Below are 16,376 nucleotides of genomic sequence, written 5' to 3'. Positions count from 1 at the left end.
ATCGTTAATCCCCGCCCGAAAGCGGTTCATCGTTCGACTTGCATGTGTTAAGCACGCCGCCAGCGTTCGTCCTGAGCCAGGATCAAACTCTCCGTGAATGTTTACCCGTAATCGGGTGAGCATCCGCGTTGAGCGGGACAGTCAGCGGAATAAGCCGACCATCCACAGCGTCCTCGCTGATGTTGCCACCCACAATCAAGGGGTGGACTTTTCAAAGGAACCGCGTCCGACCAAGAATGGCCGAGACGGGGTTGTCAATCTGGCGTTGACTTTTGGCACGCTGTTGAGTTCTCAAGGAACGGACGCTTCCTTTGTACTCACCCTCTCGGGCTTTCCTCCGGGCTTCCCTTCGGTGTTTCCGACTCTATCAGACTCTTTCGGGCCCGATTCCCAGTCGGACTGGGATTTCGCTTTCCGGGGTTTCCGCTTTTCGGCGGTTTCCCTTTCCGGCGAGACCGACTTTATCAGAGATTCTGAGTCGGAATTTCCACCCGCTCCGGGCCTCTCGAGCGCACGAGTGCGCCGGGTTCCCGGTCGGGCGGAGCCGTAAACGTACTGGAGCGGGCCGCCTCGATGCAAATCGAGACGGCCCGCTCCGAGTGAGGCAGCGTTTGCGCTGGTCAGCGCGGTGTCAGACCTCGACCACGACGGGCAGGATCATCGGGCGCCGACGGTAGTTGTCGGAGACCCACTTGCCCAGCGTGCGGCGCACCAGCTGCTGCAGCTGGTGGGGTTCGACGACACCGTCCTGGGCCGACTTCTCAAGGACTTCGTTGATCTTCGGCATGACGGCGTTGAACGCCGAGTCCTCGATACCGGAGCCGCGGGCCTGGATATGCGGTCCGCCGGTGATCTTTCCGGAGGTCGAGTCGATCACCAAGAAGACCGAGATGATGCCCTCGTCGCCGAGGATGCGCCGGTCCTTGAGCGAGGTCTCGGTGACGTCGCCGACCGAGAGGCCGTCCACGTACACATAACCGGCCTGGACCTTGCCGACGATCTTGGCCTTGCCCTCGACGAGGTCGACGACCACGCCGTCCTCGGCGATGACGATCCGGTCCTGCGGGACGCCGGTCATGGCGCCGAGTTCGGCGTTGGCGCGCAGATGGCGCCATTCGCCGTGCACCGGCATCAGGTTGCGCGGCCTGCAGATGTTGTAGAAGTACAGGAGCTCGCCGGCCGAGGCGTGACCCGAGACGTGCACCTTGGCGTTGCCCTTGTGGACGACGTTGGCACCCCAGCGGGTCAGGCCGTTGATCACGCGGTAGACCGCGTTCTCGTTGCCGGGGATCAGGGACGACGCCAGGATCACGGTGTCGCCCTGGACGATCCGGATCTGATGGTCGCGGTTCGCCATCCGGGACAGGGCGGCCATCGGCTCGCCCTGTGAACCCGTACAGACAAGAACGACCTCGTGGTCCGGCAGATCGTCGAGGGTCTTCACGTCCACGACGAGTCCGGCCGGTACGCGCAGATAGCCCAGGTCACGGGCGATGCCCATGTTGCGGACCATCGAGCGGCCGACGAAGGCGACCTTGCGGCCGTATTCGTGGGCGGCGTCCAGGACCTGCTGGATGCGGTGCACATGGCTCGCGAAGCTCGCCACGATGATGCGCTTCTGCGCTCCGGCGAAGACGGACCGTACGACATTGGAGATGTCGCGCTCCGGCGGGACGAAGCCCGGGACCTCGGCGTTCGTCGAGTCGGAGAGGAGGAGGTCGATGCCCTCCTCGCTCAGCCGCGCGAAGGCGTGCAGGTCGGTGAGCCGGCCGTCGAGCGGCAGCTGGTCCATCTTGAAGTCGCCGGTGTGCACGACCATGCCCGCGGGGGTCCGGATGGCGACGGCCAGGGCGTCCGGGATGGAGTGGTTGACCGCCACGAACTCGCAGTCGAAGGGGCCGATCCGCTCGCGGTGCCCCTCCTTGACCTCGAGGGTGTACGGGCGGATGCGGTGCTCCTGGAGCTTCGCCTCGATCAGCGCGAGGGTGAGCTTGGAGCCGATCAGCGGGATGTCCGCCTTCTCGCGCAGGAGATAGGGGACGGCACCGATGTGGTCCTCGTGCCCGTGCGTGAGCACGATGCCCTCGATGTCGTCGAGGCGGTCCCTGATGCTGCTGAAGTCCGGCAGGATCAGGTCGATACCGGGCTGCTCCTCCTCGGGGAAGAGCACGCCGCAGTCGACGATGAGCAGACGGCCGTTGAACTCGAAGACCGTCATGTTGCGGCCGATTTCGCCCAGGCCGCCGAGCGGGGTGACGCGCAGGCCACCTTCGGGAAGCTTCGGCGGGGAACCGAGCTCGGGATGCGGATGACTCAAAAGACTCTCCTACCCATGCGCGCCACGTCCTCCTTGAAGGCACGTGGCGCGCATGACGTTCGTGCGATGCAGTTGTCGCGTTCAGTTGGTGCGTACGTGTTCGGTTGTGCGTCGTATTCAGTTGTGAAGTCTGTGATCAGAGGTGTACCCCGCCGGCGGCGAGATCGATCTTGAGCTGTTCGGTCTCCTGGGCGGAGAGCTCCACGAGCGGCAGGCGCAGCGGTCCGGCGGGCAGGCCCTGGAGGGCGAGCGCGGCCTTGGTGGTGATGACGCCCTGCGTACGGAACATGCCGGTGAAGACGGGGAGCAGCTTCTGGTGGATCTCGGTGGCCTTGCGGACGTCGCCGGAGTTGTACGCCTCGAGCATGGCGCGCAGCTCGGGCGTGACGACATGGCTGACGACCGAGACGAAGCCGACGGCGCCGACCGAGAGCAGCGGAAGGTTGAGCATGTCGTCGCCGGAGTACCAGGCGAGACCAGAGCGGGTGATGGCCCAGCTGGCGCGGCCGAGGTCGCCCTTGGCGTCCTTGTTGGCCACGATCCGCGGGTGCTCGGCAAGCCGGACGATCGTCTCGGTGGAGATCGGGACGCCGCTGCGGCCGGGGATGTCGTAGAGCATCACCGGCAGCTCGGTGCTGTCGGCGATGGCCGTGAAGTGCCTCAAGAGGCCTTCCTGCGGCGGCTTGTTGTAGTACGGCGTGACCGTCAACAGGCCGTGCGCGCCGGCCTTTTCGGCGTCTCGGGCCAGTTCGATGCTGTGGTGCGTGTCGTTCGTGCCGACGCCGGCGACGACGTGGGCGCGGTCACCGACCGCTTCCAGTACGGCTCGTACGAGATCGGCTTTCTCCGCATTGCTGGTGGTCGGGGACTCGCCGGTGGTGCCATTGATGATCAGGCCGTCGTTGCCTGCGTCCACCAGATGGGCGGCCAGTCGCTGCGCGCCGTCGAGGTCGAGAGCGCCATCCGCCGTCAGTGGCGTGACCATGGCGGTGAGGACCCGCCCGAAGGGGGTCTGCGGAGTCGAGATCGGAGCCATGGGTAACACGCTACTCGCTGCTCAGTGCGTGGTCGCCCCTCGGGGGAGGCGCCGGGCGTGACGGGGCGTGACAAAAGGAGCCCGGCACTGCCTGCTCGGGGGTTCAAGCAGTGCCGGGTCCGTTTGATCAGGCTAGATGAACTTCTCGAAATGCCGCAATACGGACACTTCGCAAGGAGGTTCGGGGCGACCGCCCTGAAGCCGCTCACTCACCGTTACGGAGCGAGGCGGCCGTTCTTGTTCAACGCCTCGCACATGAGCGGAGAAAGAATCCGGTCGGCAGGACCGAACGGGCAACTCCGTCCTCCGTGACGCCGCTTCAGCGGTCGGAGGCCTCGGAATGCTGGGTCTGCGCCGGGGAGGTGTCCGGGGAGAGGGCGGGCATCCCGAAGAGCAGGGCACCCACCAGACCGGCGACGACGGTGAGGCCGACGAGCGTGCGGCCGGCTATCTGACCGGCGCTGGCGCGCTCCTTGGGGGGCGGGGTCACATTGCTGCGGTACTTGTCGGCTTCGGCGATGAAGGCGAACGGGACGGGCTCTCGCCGACGGAACATGGTGGGCGCTTCTCCTTGGTTCACTCGTGGCTACTGGTGTCTCGTACCCATACAGACGCGTAGAACCGCACAAAGGTGCCGCGAAATCGGAAATTTCAGCGAAGAACATCGGAGACCGCCGCCGGTGGTGCCTAGCCTGAACGGCGCGGCGCGGACTCCGCTCGGACCCCCGGGACTGGTCGCTCATGGAATGCCTGGGTAGCCTCACCGAGCACACCTTCGAGCGGGCTTGAGTGAGGATTACGTCGTGCCCCTAGCCTTCCTTACAGCCGACCGCGCATTCGACCAGGCGGACGACGTCGCGCTGCCCTTCGACGACCGCGACCAGTGGCGCCGGCCGTACCGGCCCGGTCCGTGGCGCGTCGGTGCCGCGGCCCTGCTGCTGCTCCTGGCCTCGTACATGCTGCTCGCCGCGATGATCATCGCGCTCGCGGACGCACCCTCCGCAGGAGCCGCCTGCGCCCTCGGTGCGCTTGCGGTGATCGTCGCCTCGATGCGCCTGCTGCGGGTCGGCACCTGGGTGAGTGCGCGCGGCGTACGCCGGGTCGGGTTCTTCCTGACCAGGACCGTGCCGTGGAGCAGCGTGGCCTCGGTGCGGACCACGCAGCAGCCGGTGCGCTGGCTCGGCCTTCCGCGCACCGTGCAGGGTCAGGCGGTCGTCCTCGTACCGGGTCAGGGCAAGCCGCTCACGGATCCGCTGATGACCTCGCACAACGGGGACTTCCTGGGGCGGCCCGAGGCCTTCGACCGCGCCGCGGACACCCTCGAGGCGTGGGCCTACGAGTACCAGCCGGCTCGCTGATCCAGCGGATTCGCCGCTGATTCATCGGATAGGACAGAACCCCGCCCGGCTTCGCGCCGGGCGGGGTTCTGTCATAGGGGTCCGGTTCAGGCCGGGTTGCGCTCGCGCAGAGCGATCGCCCGCTGCATCGCCTTGCGGGCGCGGGGAGTGTCCCGTGCGTCGTGATAGGCGACCGCGAGGCGGAACCAGCAGCGCCAGTCGTTCGGCGCGTCCTCCGTCTCGGCGCGGCGGCGAGCGAAGACCTCGTCGGCCGAGTCGCGGTCGATACGGCCGCTGGGCAGCCGCTTGAGCTCGTCCACCGGAAGCCCGCCCTCGGCCTCCAGTTCGGCGGCCAACTTCCCCGCCTTGCGGGCGAATTGGGTCGTCTTCCAGAGGAACCACAGGCCGATGAGCGGCAGGATGAGCACCGCGACGCCGAACGTCACGGTGAGCACGGTGCCCTGCTCTATGAGCAGGACACCGCGGCTGCCGACCAGGACGAAATACGCGACCAGGGCGGCGGCCAGGGCGAAGTAGGTGAGCTTTGCGCGCATCGGCTCGTCAGTTGCCCAGGTCCAGGAAGTGCTCAAGGCCGAAGGTCAGACCCGGAGTGTCCACGACGCGGCGCACACCGAGCAGGATGCCCGGCATGAACGACTTGTGGTGCAGCGAGTCGTGGCGGATCGTGAGCGTCTCGCCCTCGCCGCCGAGCAGCACCTCCTGGTGCGCCAGGAGACCCCGCAGGCGTACGGAGTGGACGGGCACGCCGTCGACGTCCGCGCCGCGGGCACCGTCGAGGGCCGTGGAAGTGGCGTCGGGCTGCGCGGGGCAGCCTGCCTTCTCCCGGGCCGCCGCGATCAGTTGGGCGGTGCGGTGCGCCGTACCCGAAGGGGCGTCCGCCTTGTTCGGGTGGTGCAGCTCGATGACCTCGACCGACTCGAAGAAGCGGGCCGCCTGCTGGGCGAACTGCATGGTCAGGACCGCGCCGATGGAGAAGTTCGGCGCGATCAGGAAACCCGTCGCCGGGGACTTCGCCAGCCAGTCCTGCACCTGGGCGATCCGCTCGTCGGTCCAGCCGGTGGTGCCCACCACGGCGTGGATGCCGTGGCCCGCGCAGTACTCGAGGTTGCCGAGGACCGCGTCGGGGTGCGTCAGGTCGATGGCGACCTGGGCACCCGCATCGGCGAGCACATCGATCGTGTCGTCGCGGTCGAGCGCCGCCACGAGCTCCATGTCCTCGGCGGCCTCGACGGCGCGCACGGCCTCGGAGCCGATCCGGCCCTTCGCACCGAGGACCGCCACACGCAGCTTGCTCATTTGCTTGATTCCTTACGGGAGTTGGGCGACGTCAGCGGTCTTACGCGACCGCTTCGCTCAAGCGGGCCGCCTGGCGGTTCTTCAGCGGGCCGATCACCGACAGCGAGGGCCGCTGCCCCAGGATCTCGCGGGCCACTTCCCGTACGTCGTCGGGGGTGACCGCAGCTATCCGGGCCAGCATGTCGTCGACCGACATGTGCTCGCCCCAGCAGAGCTCACTCTTGCCGATCCGGTTCATGAGCGCACCGGTGTCCTCGAGGCCGAGGACGGTGGAGCCGGAGAGCTGGCCGATCGCACGGCCGATCTCCTCGTCGCTCAGACCATGGGCGGCGACCTGGTCGAGTTCGTCGCGGCAGATCTTCAGGACGTCGTGGACCTGCGAAGGACGGCAGCCCGCGTACACACCGAACAGGCCGCAGTCGGCGAAGCCCGAGGTGTACGAGTAGACCGTGTACGCGAGGCCGCGCTTCTCCCGTACCTCCTGGAAGAGACGGGAGGACATCCCGCCGCCGAGCGCGGTGTTGAGCACGCTGAGCGCCCAGCGCCGCTCGTCGGTGCGGGCCAGGCCCGGCATGCCGAGGACGACATGGGCCTGCTCGGTCTTGCGCTCGATCAGCTCGACCTTGCCGGACGCGCGCAGGATGCGGCGGCCGTCGCGCGGGGCGATCGGGGTGGCGTCGGTCGCCTTGAGCGCGCCGGCCTTCTCGAAGGCGGCTCGGACCTGGCGTACGACCTTGTTGTGATCCACGTTTCCGGCGGCGGCGACCACCAAGTGGCGCGGGTCGTAGTGCTTCTTGTAGAAGCGGCGGATCCGGCCCGCGTCCAGGGCGTTGATCGTGTCGACCGTGCCGAGGACCGGGCGGCCGAGCGGGGTGTCGCCGAGCATCGTGTGCGCGAACAGGTCGTGCACGCAGTCGCCGGCGTCGTCCTCGGTCATCGCGATCTCTTCGAGGATCACGTTGCGTTCGGCGTCCACGTCGGCCTGCTCGATCAGCGAGCCGGTGAGCATGTCGCACACCACGTCGATCGCGAGCGGCAGATCGGTGTCGAGCACCCGCGCGTAATAGCAGGTGTACTCCTTGGCCGTGAACGCGTTCATCTCGCCGCCGACCGCGTCGATCGCGGCCGAGATGTCGAGTGCGGTGCGCTGCTTGGTGCCCTTGAACAGGAGGTGCTCGAGGTAGTGCGTCGCGCCGTTCAGCGCCGGGGTCTCGTCGCGGGAACCGACGTGGGCCCAGATGCCGAAGGTCGCGGAGCGTACGGAGGGCAGGGTCTCGGTGACCACGCGCAGACCGCCGGGGAGGACGGTGCGACGGACGGTGCCGATGCCATTGCTGCCCTTGAGAAGCGTTTGGGTACGGGCGACGGCCCGCACCTCCGAGGAGGTACGGGCCGTCGCCGCGGTGCTACGGGACGTCACTTGTCGGCGTCGTCCTTCTTGTCAGCAGCGTTGTCGTCGCCGCCCTCTTCACCCTCGATGACGGGGATCAGGGAGAGCTTGCCGCGGGAGTCGATCTCGGCGATCTCGACCTGGACCTTGGAGCCCACGGCCAGCACGTCCTCGACGTTCTCCACGCGCTTGCCACCGGCGAGCTTGCGGATCTGCGAGATGTGCAGCAGGCCGTCCTTGCCCGGGAGCAGGGACACGAACGCACCGAAGGTCGTCGTCTTCACGACGGTGCCCAGGTAGCGCTCGCCGACCTCCGGCATGGTCGGGTTGGCGATCGAGTTGATCGTGGCGCGCGCGGCCTCGGCCTGCGAACCCTGCTGGGCACCGATGTAGATGGTGCCGTCGTCCTCGATCGTGATGTCGGCGCCGGTGTCCTCCTGGATCTGGTTGATCATCTTGCCCTTGGGGCCGATGACCTCACCGATCTTGTCCACCGGGATCTTGACGGTGATGATGCGCGGCGCGTTCGGGGACATCTCGTCCGGAACGTCGATCGCCTCGTTCATCACGTCGAGGATGTGCAGACGCGCGTCGCGGGCCTGCTTCAGCGCGGCGGCCAGGACCGAGGCGGGGATGCCGTCGAGCTTGGTGTCGAGCTGGAGCGCGGTCACGAACTCCTTCGTACCGGCGACCTTGAAGTCCATGTCACCGAAGGCGTCCTCCGCACCGAGGATGTCGGTGAGGGCGACGTAGTGCGTGTCGCCGTCGATCTCCTGGGAGATCAGACCCATGGCGATACCGGCGACGGCGGCCTTCAGCGGCACACCGGCGTTCAGGAGCGACATGGTGGAGGCGCAGACCGAACCCATGGACGTCGAGCCGTTGGAGCCGAGAGCCTCGGACACCTGACGGATCGCGTACGGGAACTCCTCGCGCGTCGGAAGCACCGGCACGATGGCGCGCTCGGCGAGCGCACCGTGGCCGATCTCGCGGCGCTTCGGCGAACCGACGCGGCCGGTCTCACCGACGGAGTAGGGCGGGAAGTTGTAGTTGTGCATGTAGCGCTTGCGGGTCACCGGGGAAAGGGTGTCCAGCTGCTGCTCCATGCGGAGCATGTTCAGGGTGGTGACGCCCAGGATCTGGGTCTCGCCACGCTCGAACAGCGCCGAGCCGTGCACGCGCGGGATGGCCTCGACCTCGGCCGCGAGCGTACGGATGTCGGTCAGGCCACGGCCGTCGATGCGGACCTTGTCCTTGATGATGCGCTCGCGGACCAGCTTCTTGGTCAGTGCGCGGTACGCACCGGAGATCTCCTTCTCGCGACCCTCGAACTGCGGGAGCAGCTTCTCGGAGGCGATCTCCTTGATGCGGTCGAGCTCGGTCTCGCGCTCCTGCTTGCCGGCGATGGTGAGCGCCTGCGTGAGCTCGGAGGAGACGGCGGCGGTCAGGGCCTCCAGGACGTCGTCCTGGTAGTCCAGGAAGACCGGGAACTCGCCGGTCGGCTTGGCAGCCTTGGAGGCGAGCTCGGACTGGGCCTTGCAGAGCGCCTTGATGAAGGGCTTCGAGGCCTCGAGACCGGCGGCCACGATCTCCTCGGTCGGCGCCTGGGCGCCGCCCTTGACGAGCTCGATGGTCTTCTCGGTGGCCTCGGCCTCGACCATCATGATCGCGACGTCGCCGTCCTCGAGGACGCGACCGGCGACCACCATGTCGAAGACGGCGTCCTCGAGCTCGGTGTGCGTCGGGAACGCGACCCACTGGCCCTTGATCAGGGCGACGCGGGTGGCGCCGATCGGGCCGGAGAAGGGCAGGCCCGCCAGGATCGTGGAGCAAGAAGCGGCGTTGATCGCGACCACGTCGTACAGGTGGTCGGGGTTGAGCGCCATGATCGTCTCGACGATCTGGATCTCGTTGCGCAGGCCCTTCTTGAACGACGGGCGCAGCGGCCGGTCGATCAGACGGCAGGTGAGGATCGCGTCCTCGGAGGGGCGGCCCTCGCGGCGGAAGAAGGATCCGGGGATCTTTCCGGCCGCGTACTGGCGCTCCTCGACGTCCACCGTGAGGGGGAAGAAGTCGAGCTGGTCCTTGGGCCGCTTGGAAGCGGTGGTGGCCGACAGCACCATGGTGTCGTCGTCCAGGTACGCGACGGCGGAGCCGGCGGCCTGCTTGGCAAGGCGGCCCGTCTCGAAGCGGATGGTGCGGGTGCCGAAGGTGCCGTTGTCGATGACGGCCTCGGCGTAGTGGGTCTCGTTCTCCACTAGCGGATTCTCCTACGTTCGTCGTACGCGTTCGTCTGCGTACGTATGCGTCTTTAGTCCTGGACCGCCCGTATGGCGGGGGACTGGCGTCCGGACCGCCGTGTGGCGGTGGACTGGGCGGAGAAGCGCGCCTCGGATGCGGGCCGGTCTTCGATCGAAGCACCCGGGGTTGCCTGCTCGCCTGCTGTGAGGCTTACGAGGCCCCGGGGGCCACTACCGAGGACCGGCGGCGGCTGTGGGGCGCCTCTCCTATGAGTGGTGCTGGGTGATGCGTTTTCAGTGTTGCGTTGTGCTCACCAGACTACAAAGCCTCGGTGCCACTACGCACGTACAGCAAAGGGAGCGGCCCCCGAAGAGTGGGAACCGCTCCCTTTGTGGCGTCTTACTTGGCGCCGCCGGCCGCACCGCGGCGGATGCCGAGGCGGTCGACCAGCGCACGGAAGCGCTGGATGTCCTTCTTGGCCAGGTACTGCAGCAGGCGGCGACGCTGGCCGACCAGGATCAGCAGACCACGACGGCTGTGGTGGTCGTGCTTGTGGGTCTTGAGGTGCTCGGTCAGGTCCGAGATGCGACGCGAAAGCATGGCGACCTGGACCTCGGGGGAGCCGGTGTCACCTTCCTTGGTGGCGAACTCGGCCATGATCTGCTTCTTCGTGGCGGTGTCGAGGGACACGCGAACTCCTCTGTGTCAGTGATGTGCCGCCGAGTGCCCCTGGTCTACATCTCAGGGAAACTTAGGTGACTCGGGAGGCGGGGATCCGTCGGGCGCGAGCCCCGGACTCTTGCGGTCCGGAGGTGCGTACACAAACGGCCGTTACACAGAGTACCAGCCGGGCGTGGCGCGCCTTACCTCTGTCCGGTGCGGCTCAGGACGTGAGCGCCCCGGCTCAGGACGTGAGCGCCCGGGTTCAGGACGTGAGCGCCCGGGTTCAGGACGTGAGCGCCCGGATCGAGTGGTACACGTCGAAGACCGCGAGGCACAGCGGGAGCAGCGTGAGCAGCACCATGGACTCGGCGATCTCCAGGAAGCGGCCCCAGAACGGGGTGACGCCCTTGCTGGGCACGATCAGGCCGATCGCCGTGATCAGGGCGGCACAGAGCGCGATCGCGGCCGTGAGCCAGATCATCCGGATGTCCAGGGCCAGGCCGTCGCCGCGCAGCGCGTCCTTCCACAGCTCGAGCGGCGGGTTCAGGGCGAGCCCGAGGCCGAGCAGCACCAGGGCGGCGAGGCCGGCGGCGAGCGCGCAGCCGACCTGGGCGGTGTAGCGGAAGAGGTGGGCGCGCATCAGGAGCGCGATGCCGGTGGCGAAGGCGAGCAGCTGGCCCCACACGTTGTCCGAGAAGCCGAGCACCCCGGCCGCGGTCACGGCGACGAGCGCACAGCCGCCTACCAGGCCCACGAGCAGTTCATGGCCGCGCCGCGCCTGGGCCGCGATGCGCTCGCCGTCGACGGGGCCCTGGGGGGTGCGGTCGTCGCCGTTGCCGTAGTCGCCGACCGTCGTACGGGGCGGCTCGAAGCCGATGGGGAGCCGGGCGAAGCGGGCCGAGAGGCCGGGCAGGAAGGCGAGGACGCCGACGGCGAGCGGGGCGCAGACCGCCGCGGCCTCGATCGGCTCGATCTCGGTGAGGATCGCCACGAAGGTGATCAGGAGACCGATCGTGGAGGCGAAGACGAAGGCCACGAAGGGGCCGTCGCCGCTCAGCGTCACGATCATCAGGATCACGGAGAAGAGCAGGACGGCCGCGCAGGCGAGCAGGAACTGGAGCTTGCCGACGCCCTGGCCGGTGGCCGGGGGCAGCAGTCCTGAACCGGCGACCGCGGCATTGGCCAGCGCACCGACGCCGAAGGCGACCGCGGAGGCACGGTCGTCGTACACACGGGCCCGTACGCACGACAGAGCGAGCAGCAGGACGCCCGCGACGGCGGCCAGGATCCCCGGCAGGCCGTGCATGTCGTGGCCCATGCCCGAGGTCCACAGCACGAAGGCGAGCAGGACGAGGAGCACCGAGCCGCCGAAGAGGCCGGCGCCGCGCATCAGGCCGTCGGACCACAGCGTGCGGTCCTTGGCGACCGCGGAGGCGACCGCGTCCGAGACGTCGTCGAAGACGGCCGGCGGCAGCGAGTCGGCGAAGGGGCGCAGCGAGAGCAGTTCGCCGTCGAGGATGCGCTGGGTCGCGAGCGAGCCCGCGCTGTCGAGGACCGTGCCGTCGCGGCGCACCAGGTGGTAGCCGACAGGGGCGCCGGGAGCCGGGCTCTGTCCGGAGAGCCGGAGGATCTCGGGGTAGAGATCGGCGACCGGGATGTCATCGGGCAGGGCGACGTCGACGCGGCTGTCGGGGGCCACGACCGTGACGCGGCAGAAGCCGGTGCCGCCGGCGGCCGGCGTTCCGGGGCCGGACCGGCCCGCCGCGCCCGAGGCCGGCGCTTGGACGGTCGTACTCACTGCTGCTCCCCCTCTTACGTGTTACGTGAAGCTCTTGCGTGTTACGTGAAGTTCGTGAGGTGTCCGGCAAGCGGCGCGGATGCGGACCTTCGCAGCAGGTTCCGTAAAGCCCCTGATTTTTGCGCTGGTTCGCGGCTGCGTACTGCCGGAAGACGTTCCGTGGTGCTTACCTCATCCGTATCTCGCGACACCCTACCGCCCGTGCGTCCCGTGGTACGCAAGTAGGATCACCCCCCGCGGACGGGCCTTGTCGCCACGGGGGCGCCGATAGGAACATTTCCGTCCGGCAAGGGAATTGGTGAGCTGTGAGCCAGATCGTCGTCAAGCGCCCACCGCGCGCTCTGCCCACCGAAGTGCCTGGTGAGCAGGTGCAGTTGCAGCCCCCTCCGGAGCTGCCGCGCGGTCAGCAGGAGGGTGCGCTGATGCAGCTCCTGCCGATGCTCGGTATGGGCGGATCTGTCGTCTTCTTCTTCATGACGCCGAATCCGATCATGCGGATCATGGGCATGGTGATGATCGCGTCCACGATCGCCATGGCGATCGCGATGCTGGTTCGTTACCGTCGCGGAACGCGAGGGCAACTGGCCGACATGCGCCGTGACTACCTCCGCTATCTCGCGCAGACGCGGCGCACCGTCCAGCGCACGGCCCACCTTCAGCGCGACGCGCAGTTCTATCTGCACCCCGCCCCTGAACAGCTGTGGGCGCTCGTCGCCGAGGGCAGCCGGGTGTGGGAACGCCGCGTCGGCGACGCCGACTTCGGCCAGGTCCGCATCGGACTCGGCGCCCAGCAGCTCGCGACCCCGCTGATCGCCCCCGAGACGGCGCCGGTCGACGAGCTGGAGCCGCTGACGGCGGGTGCGATGCAGCAGTTCCTGCATACGCACAGCACCCTGGACGAGCTGCCGATGGCGGTGTCGCTGCGCGCCTTCTACCACGTGACGGTCAGTGGTGAGGCGGATGCGGTACGGGGATCCGTGCGCGCGCTCGTCGGCTCGCTGGCCTCCCTGCACTCCCCCGACGACCTGCTGATCGCGGTCGCCGCGCGCCGTGACGCGACCGCGCACTGGGAGTGGACGAAGTGGCTGCCGCATGTGCAGTCCGGCGGTGCGCCGGACGGTGCGGGCAGCCGTCGCATGATCACCACGGAGGCCTCGGAACTGGAGGAGCTGCTCGCCGGCCGGCTCGACGGCCGTCCGCGCTTCCAGGTCAACGGCGCTCCCCTGCTCGACCAGCCGCATCTCGTCGTCGTTCTCGACGGCGAGGGCCTGCCGCCGCTTTCGCCGCTGGCCGCGCCCGAGGGTCTGCAGGGCGTCACGGTCATCGAGGTCGTGCCCGGCGAACACCACGGGGCACGCGGCGGGCTCTCCGTCACGGTGGACCGGGAGCGGCTGCAGCTCGAGTCCGGCCACGGCCTCGTCTACGAAGGAACGCCGGACCGGCTCTCGTACGAGGCCGCAGAGGCGCTCGCCCGCCAGCTCGCTCCGCTGCGGATGGCCTCCGGCGGTGACGACGACGAACCGCTGCTCGCCAACCTGGAGTTCACCGATCTGCTGAACCTGGGCGACGCGGCCTCGGTCGACGTTTCGCGCACCTGGCGGCCGCGGGCGCAGGCCGAGCGGCTGCGGGTGCCGATCGGTGTGGGCGAGGACGGAACGCCCGTCATGCTCGACCTCAAGGAGGCCGCGCAGGAGGGCATGGGCCCGCATGGTCTGTGCGTCGGCGCGACCGGTTCGGGTAAGTCGGAGCTGCTCCGTACGCTCGTATTGGGCCTTGCGGTCACGCACTCGTCCGAGACGCTGAACTTCGTTCTTGCGGACTTCAAGGGCGGCGCGACCTTCGCCGGCATGTCCCAAATGCCGCATGTGGCAGCGGTGATCACCAACCTCGCGGACGATCTGACCCTCGTCGACCGCATGGGCGACTCCATCCGCGGTGAGCTCAACCGCCGCCAGGAGATGCTCCGCGACGCCGGCAACTACGCGAACATCCACGACTACGAGAAGGCGCGCGCGGCCGGTGCGCCGCTGCAGCCGATCCCGTCACTCGTCCTGGTGATCGACGAGTTCAGCGAACTGTTGACCGCGAAGCCGGACTTCATCGAGATGTTCGTGCAGATCGGACGTATCGGGCGCTCGCTCGGCGTCCATCTGCTGCTCGCCTCGCAGCGCCTGGAGGAGGGCCGGCTGCGGGGGCTCGAGACCTATCTCTCGTACCGAGTGGGTCTGCGGACCTTCTCGGCGGCGGAGTCGCGGGCCGCGATCGGTGTGCCGGACGCGTACACGCTGCCGAACGTGCCCGGCTCGGGCTATCTCAAGTTCGGTACGGACGAGATGGTGCGCTTCAAGGCGGCGTACGTCTCCGGGACATATCGGGACGGAGCAGCGCAGGTGGTCGCGGGCGGGCCGCTGCCGGTGGACCGGCGTCCGGTTCCGTTCACGGCGGCCCCCGTGCCCGTGCGGTACGTGGCGCCGGATGCGGCCGCGCTGGTGCCGGACGCGCGGTCCGCGGCGGATGACGAGGCGCTGGCCGACACCGTCCTCGATGTGATCGTGCGGCGGCTCGAGGGCCGGGGCGTCGCGGCGCACCAGGTGTGGCTGCCGCCGCTGGACAACCCGCCGTCGATGGACGAGGTGCTGCCCGGGCTCACTGCGGTCGAGGGCCGCGGGCTGACCGTGCCCGGCTACGAAGGGGCCGGCCGGCTCGTCGTTCCGCTCGGTGTCGTGGACAAGCCGTTCGAGCAGCGCCGGGACACGCTGTACCGGGACTTCTCGGGTGCGGCGGGCCATATGCAGATCGTGGGCGGTCCGCAGTCCGGAAAGTCGACGCTGCTGCGCACGCTGATCTCGGCCTTCGCACTGACGCACACGCCGCATGAAGTGCAGTTCTACGGCCTCGACTTCGGTGGCGGCGGTATGTCGTCGATCGCGGGTCTTCCGCATGTGGGCGGGGTCGCTTCCCGTCTGGACCCCGAGCGGGTACGGCGCACGGTGGCCGAGGTCTACGGGATCCTGGCGCGGCGCGAGGAGTACTTCCGTACGGCGGGGATCGACTCGATCGCGACCTTCCGGCGGATGCGGGCCCGCGGCGAGATCTCGTTCACGGACCAGCCGTGGGGCGATGTCTTCCTGGTCATCGACGGGTGGGGCAACTTCCGTTCCGAGTACGAGAATCTCGACCCGCTCGTCGTGGAGATCGCGGCGCGTGGTCTGGGGTACGGCATCCATGTCGTACTGACCGCATCGCGCTCGATGGAGGTCAGGTCCAGCCTCAAGGACCACCTGATGAACCGGCTCGAGCTGCGGCTCGGCGACACCATGGACTCCGAACTCGACCGCAAGGTCGCGGTGAACGTCCCGGCCGGAGTGCCCGGCCGGGGCATGACCCCGGAGAAGCTGCACTTCATGGCGGCGGTCCCGCGGATCGACGGCATCAACTCGGACAGTGATCTGTCGGAGGCGACGACGGCCATGCAGCAGGAGGTGGCCAGGCACTGGACGGTGCCGGGCGCCCCCGCGGTCCGGCTCCTCCCCCGCTCCCTGCCGGCCGCGGAACTGCCTGCGGGCGGGGCGCGCCCCGAGCTCGGTGTGGCCTTCGCGCTCGACGAGAACAACCTGGAACCGGTCTTCGTCGACTTCGACCGCGACCCGTTCTTCCTGATCTTCGGCGAGAGCGAATCGGGCAAGTCGAATCTGCTGCGGCTGCTCATCTCGCAGATCTCGCAGCGGTACGACGGGAACGCGGCGAAGTTCTTCGTCATCGACAACCGGCGTGCGCTGCTCGATGTCACTCCGCCCTCGCACCTGGCCGAGTACGTCCCGATGTCGAACGCCATGGACCACCACGTGGACGCCCTCGCGGACCTGATGCAGCGCCGCGCCCCGTCCCCGGAGGTCACGGCGCAGCAGCTGCGGGACCGCAGCTGGTGGTCGGGCCCGGAGGTCTTCGTTGTCGTCGACGACTTCGACCTGGTCTCGACCTCGTCGGGCAACCCCCTGGCGAAGCTGACGGAACAGCTGCCGTTCGCACGGGACGTGGGCATCCGCTTCATCATCGCCCGCAATACGGCGGGGGCCGGCCGGGCCTCGTACGAGCCGTTCATGCAGCGAATCATGGAGCTGGGCGCCCAGGGCGTGGTCCTCTCCGGCGACCCGAACGAGGGCGACCTCTTCGGCGGCGTACGGCCACGGCCGATGCCTGCGGGCCGGGGCGTCTTCGTGACGCGGCGGCGGGGGAATCCGTTGGTGCAGACGGGGTTTGTGGGTGAGTGAGCCTTG

At 68.5% G+C, this 16,376-nt stretch carries 11 protein-coding genes and 1 rRNA gene; 2 read left to right on the top strand and 10 right to left on the bottom strand.

Annotated features, from left to right (window positions below):
* The 4 genes from G6045_RS40905 to G6045_RS20695 all read right to left on the bottom strand — a co-directional run.
* A 16S ribosomal RNA gene (locus tag G6045_RS40905) occupies window positions 1-98 on the bottom strand; the annotation flags it as partial.
* A gap of 533 nt (window positions 99-631) precedes the next feature.
* A complete protein-coding gene (locus tag G6045_RS20705; RefSeq protein WP_165333518.1) occupies window positions 632-2,317 on the bottom strand; it encodes a ribonuclease J in 1,686 nt (561 codons plus the stop codon).
* A gap of 136 nt (window positions 2,318-2,453) precedes the next feature.
* Window positions 2,454-3,353: a 4-hydroxy-tetrahydrodipicolinate synthase gene (gene dapA / locus G6045_RS20700; RefSeq protein WP_165333517.1), complete on the bottom strand. Its 900-nt coding sequence runs from the start codon at window positions 3,351-3,353 to the stop codon at window positions 2,454-2,456.
* A 319-nt stretch (window positions 3,354-3,672) separates the two neighbouring features.
* Window positions 3,673-3,909 carry a hypothetical protein gene (locus G6045_RS20695; protein WP_165333516.1) on the bottom strand — a complete coding sequence of 79 codons (237 nt, stop codon included), beginning with the start codon at window positions 3,907-3,909 and terminating at the stop codon, window positions 3,673-3,675.
* Window positions 3,910-4,156: 247 nt separating this feature from the next.
* Between G6045_RS20695 and G6045_RS20690 the strand changes: the two genes are divergently transcribed.
* Window positions 4,157-4,711, top strand: coding sequence for a PH domain-containing protein (locus G6045_RS20690; protein WP_165333515.1), 555 nt, complete (start codon window positions 4,157-4,159; stop codon window positions 4,709-4,711).
* An 86-nt stretch (window positions 4,712-4,797) separates the two neighbouring features.
* Here the strand turns inward: G6045_RS20690 and G6045_RS20685 are convergent, their stop codons facing one another.
* The 6 genes from G6045_RS20685 to eccD all read right to left on the bottom strand — a co-directional run bounded on the left by G6045_RS20685 (window position 4,798) and on the right by eccD (window position 12,099).
* Window positions 4,798-5,244: a tetratricopeptide repeat protein gene (locus G6045_RS20685; RefSeq protein ID WP_165333519.1), complete on the bottom strand. Its 447-nt coding sequence runs from the start codon at window positions 5,242-5,244 to the stop codon at window positions 4,798-4,800.
* 7 nt (window positions 5,245-5,251) lie between these two features.
* Window positions 5,252-6,007 (bottom strand): 4-hydroxy-tetrahydrodipicolinate reductase, encoded by a 756-nt coding sequence (gene dapB / locus G6045_RS20680; RefSeq protein WP_165333514.1) that lies wholly within the window; start codon window positions 6,005-6,007, stop codon window positions 5,252-5,254.
* Window positions 6,008-6,047: 40 nt separating this feature from the next.
* Window positions 6,048-7,427: a M16 family metallopeptidase gene (locus G6045_RS20675; protein ID WP_165333513.1), complete on the bottom strand. Its 1,380-nt coding sequence runs from the start codon at window positions 7,425-7,427 to the stop codon at window positions 6,048-6,050.
* Window positions 7,424-9,655, bottom strand: a complete 2,232-nt coding sequence (locus tag G6045_RS20670; protein ID WP_165333512.1) for a polyribonucleotide nucleotidyltransferase — start codon at window positions 9,653-9,655, stop codon at window positions 7,424-7,426. Before G6045_RS20670 ends, G6045_RS20675 begins: the two co-directional genes overlap by 4 nt.
* 382 nt (window positions 9,656-10,037) lie before the next feature.
* The gene (gene rpsO / locus G6045_RS20665; RefSeq protein WP_165333511.1) at window positions 10,038-10,328 is read right to left on the bottom strand and encodes a 30S ribosomal protein S15; all 291 of its coding nucleotides are present in this window, start codon (window positions 10,326-10,328) and stop codon (window positions 10,038-10,040) included.
* Window positions 10,329-10,584: 256 nt separating this feature from the next.
* The gene (eccD, locus tag G6045_RS20660) at window positions 10,585-12,099 is read right to left on the bottom strand and encodes a type VII secretion integral membrane protein EccD (protein WP_165333510.1); all 1,515 of its coding nucleotides are present in this window, start codon (window positions 12,097-12,099) and stop codon (window positions 10,585-10,587) included.
* 305 nt (window positions 12,100-12,404) lie between these two features.
* Here eccD and eccCa point away from each other — a divergent pair, with 305 nt between their 5' ends.
* Entirely contained in the window at window positions 12,405-16,370 is a 3,966-nt protein-coding gene (gene eccCa, locus G6045_RS20655; protein WP_165333509.1) for a type VII secretion protein EccCa, read from the top strand.
* Window positions 16,371-16,376: the final 6 nt, after the last annotated feature.

This window comes from Streptomyces mesophilus (assembly GCF_011044995.1).
Classification (GTDB): domain Bacteria; phylum Actinomycetota; class Actinomycetes; order Streptomycetales; family Streptomycetaceae; genus Streptomyces; species Streptomyces mesophilus.
The sequence above is the reverse complement of the archived record's forward strand: the minus strand, read 5'-3'. Positions and strand labels throughout refer to the sequence as shown.

What these genes read in the sequence shown, in the direction of transcription:
- dapA (WP_165333517.1), bottom strand. Translation starts at nt 3,353, where the DNA reads ATGGCTCCGATCTCGACTCCGCAGACCCCCTTCGGGCGGGTCCTCACC.
- G6045_RS20695 (WP_165333516.1), bottom strand. Translation starts at nt 3,909, where the DNA reads ATGTTCCGTCGGCGAGAGCCCGTCCCGTTCGCCTTCATCGCCGAAGCC.
- G6045_RS20685 (WP_165333519.1), bottom strand. Translation starts at nt 5,244, where the DNA reads ATGCGCGCAAAGCTCACCTACTTCGCCCTGGCCGCCGCCCTGGTCGCG.
- dapB (WP_165333514.1), bottom strand. Translation starts at nt 6,007, where the DNA reads ATGAGCAAGCTGCGTGTGGCGGTCCTCGGTGCGAAGGGCCGGATCGGC.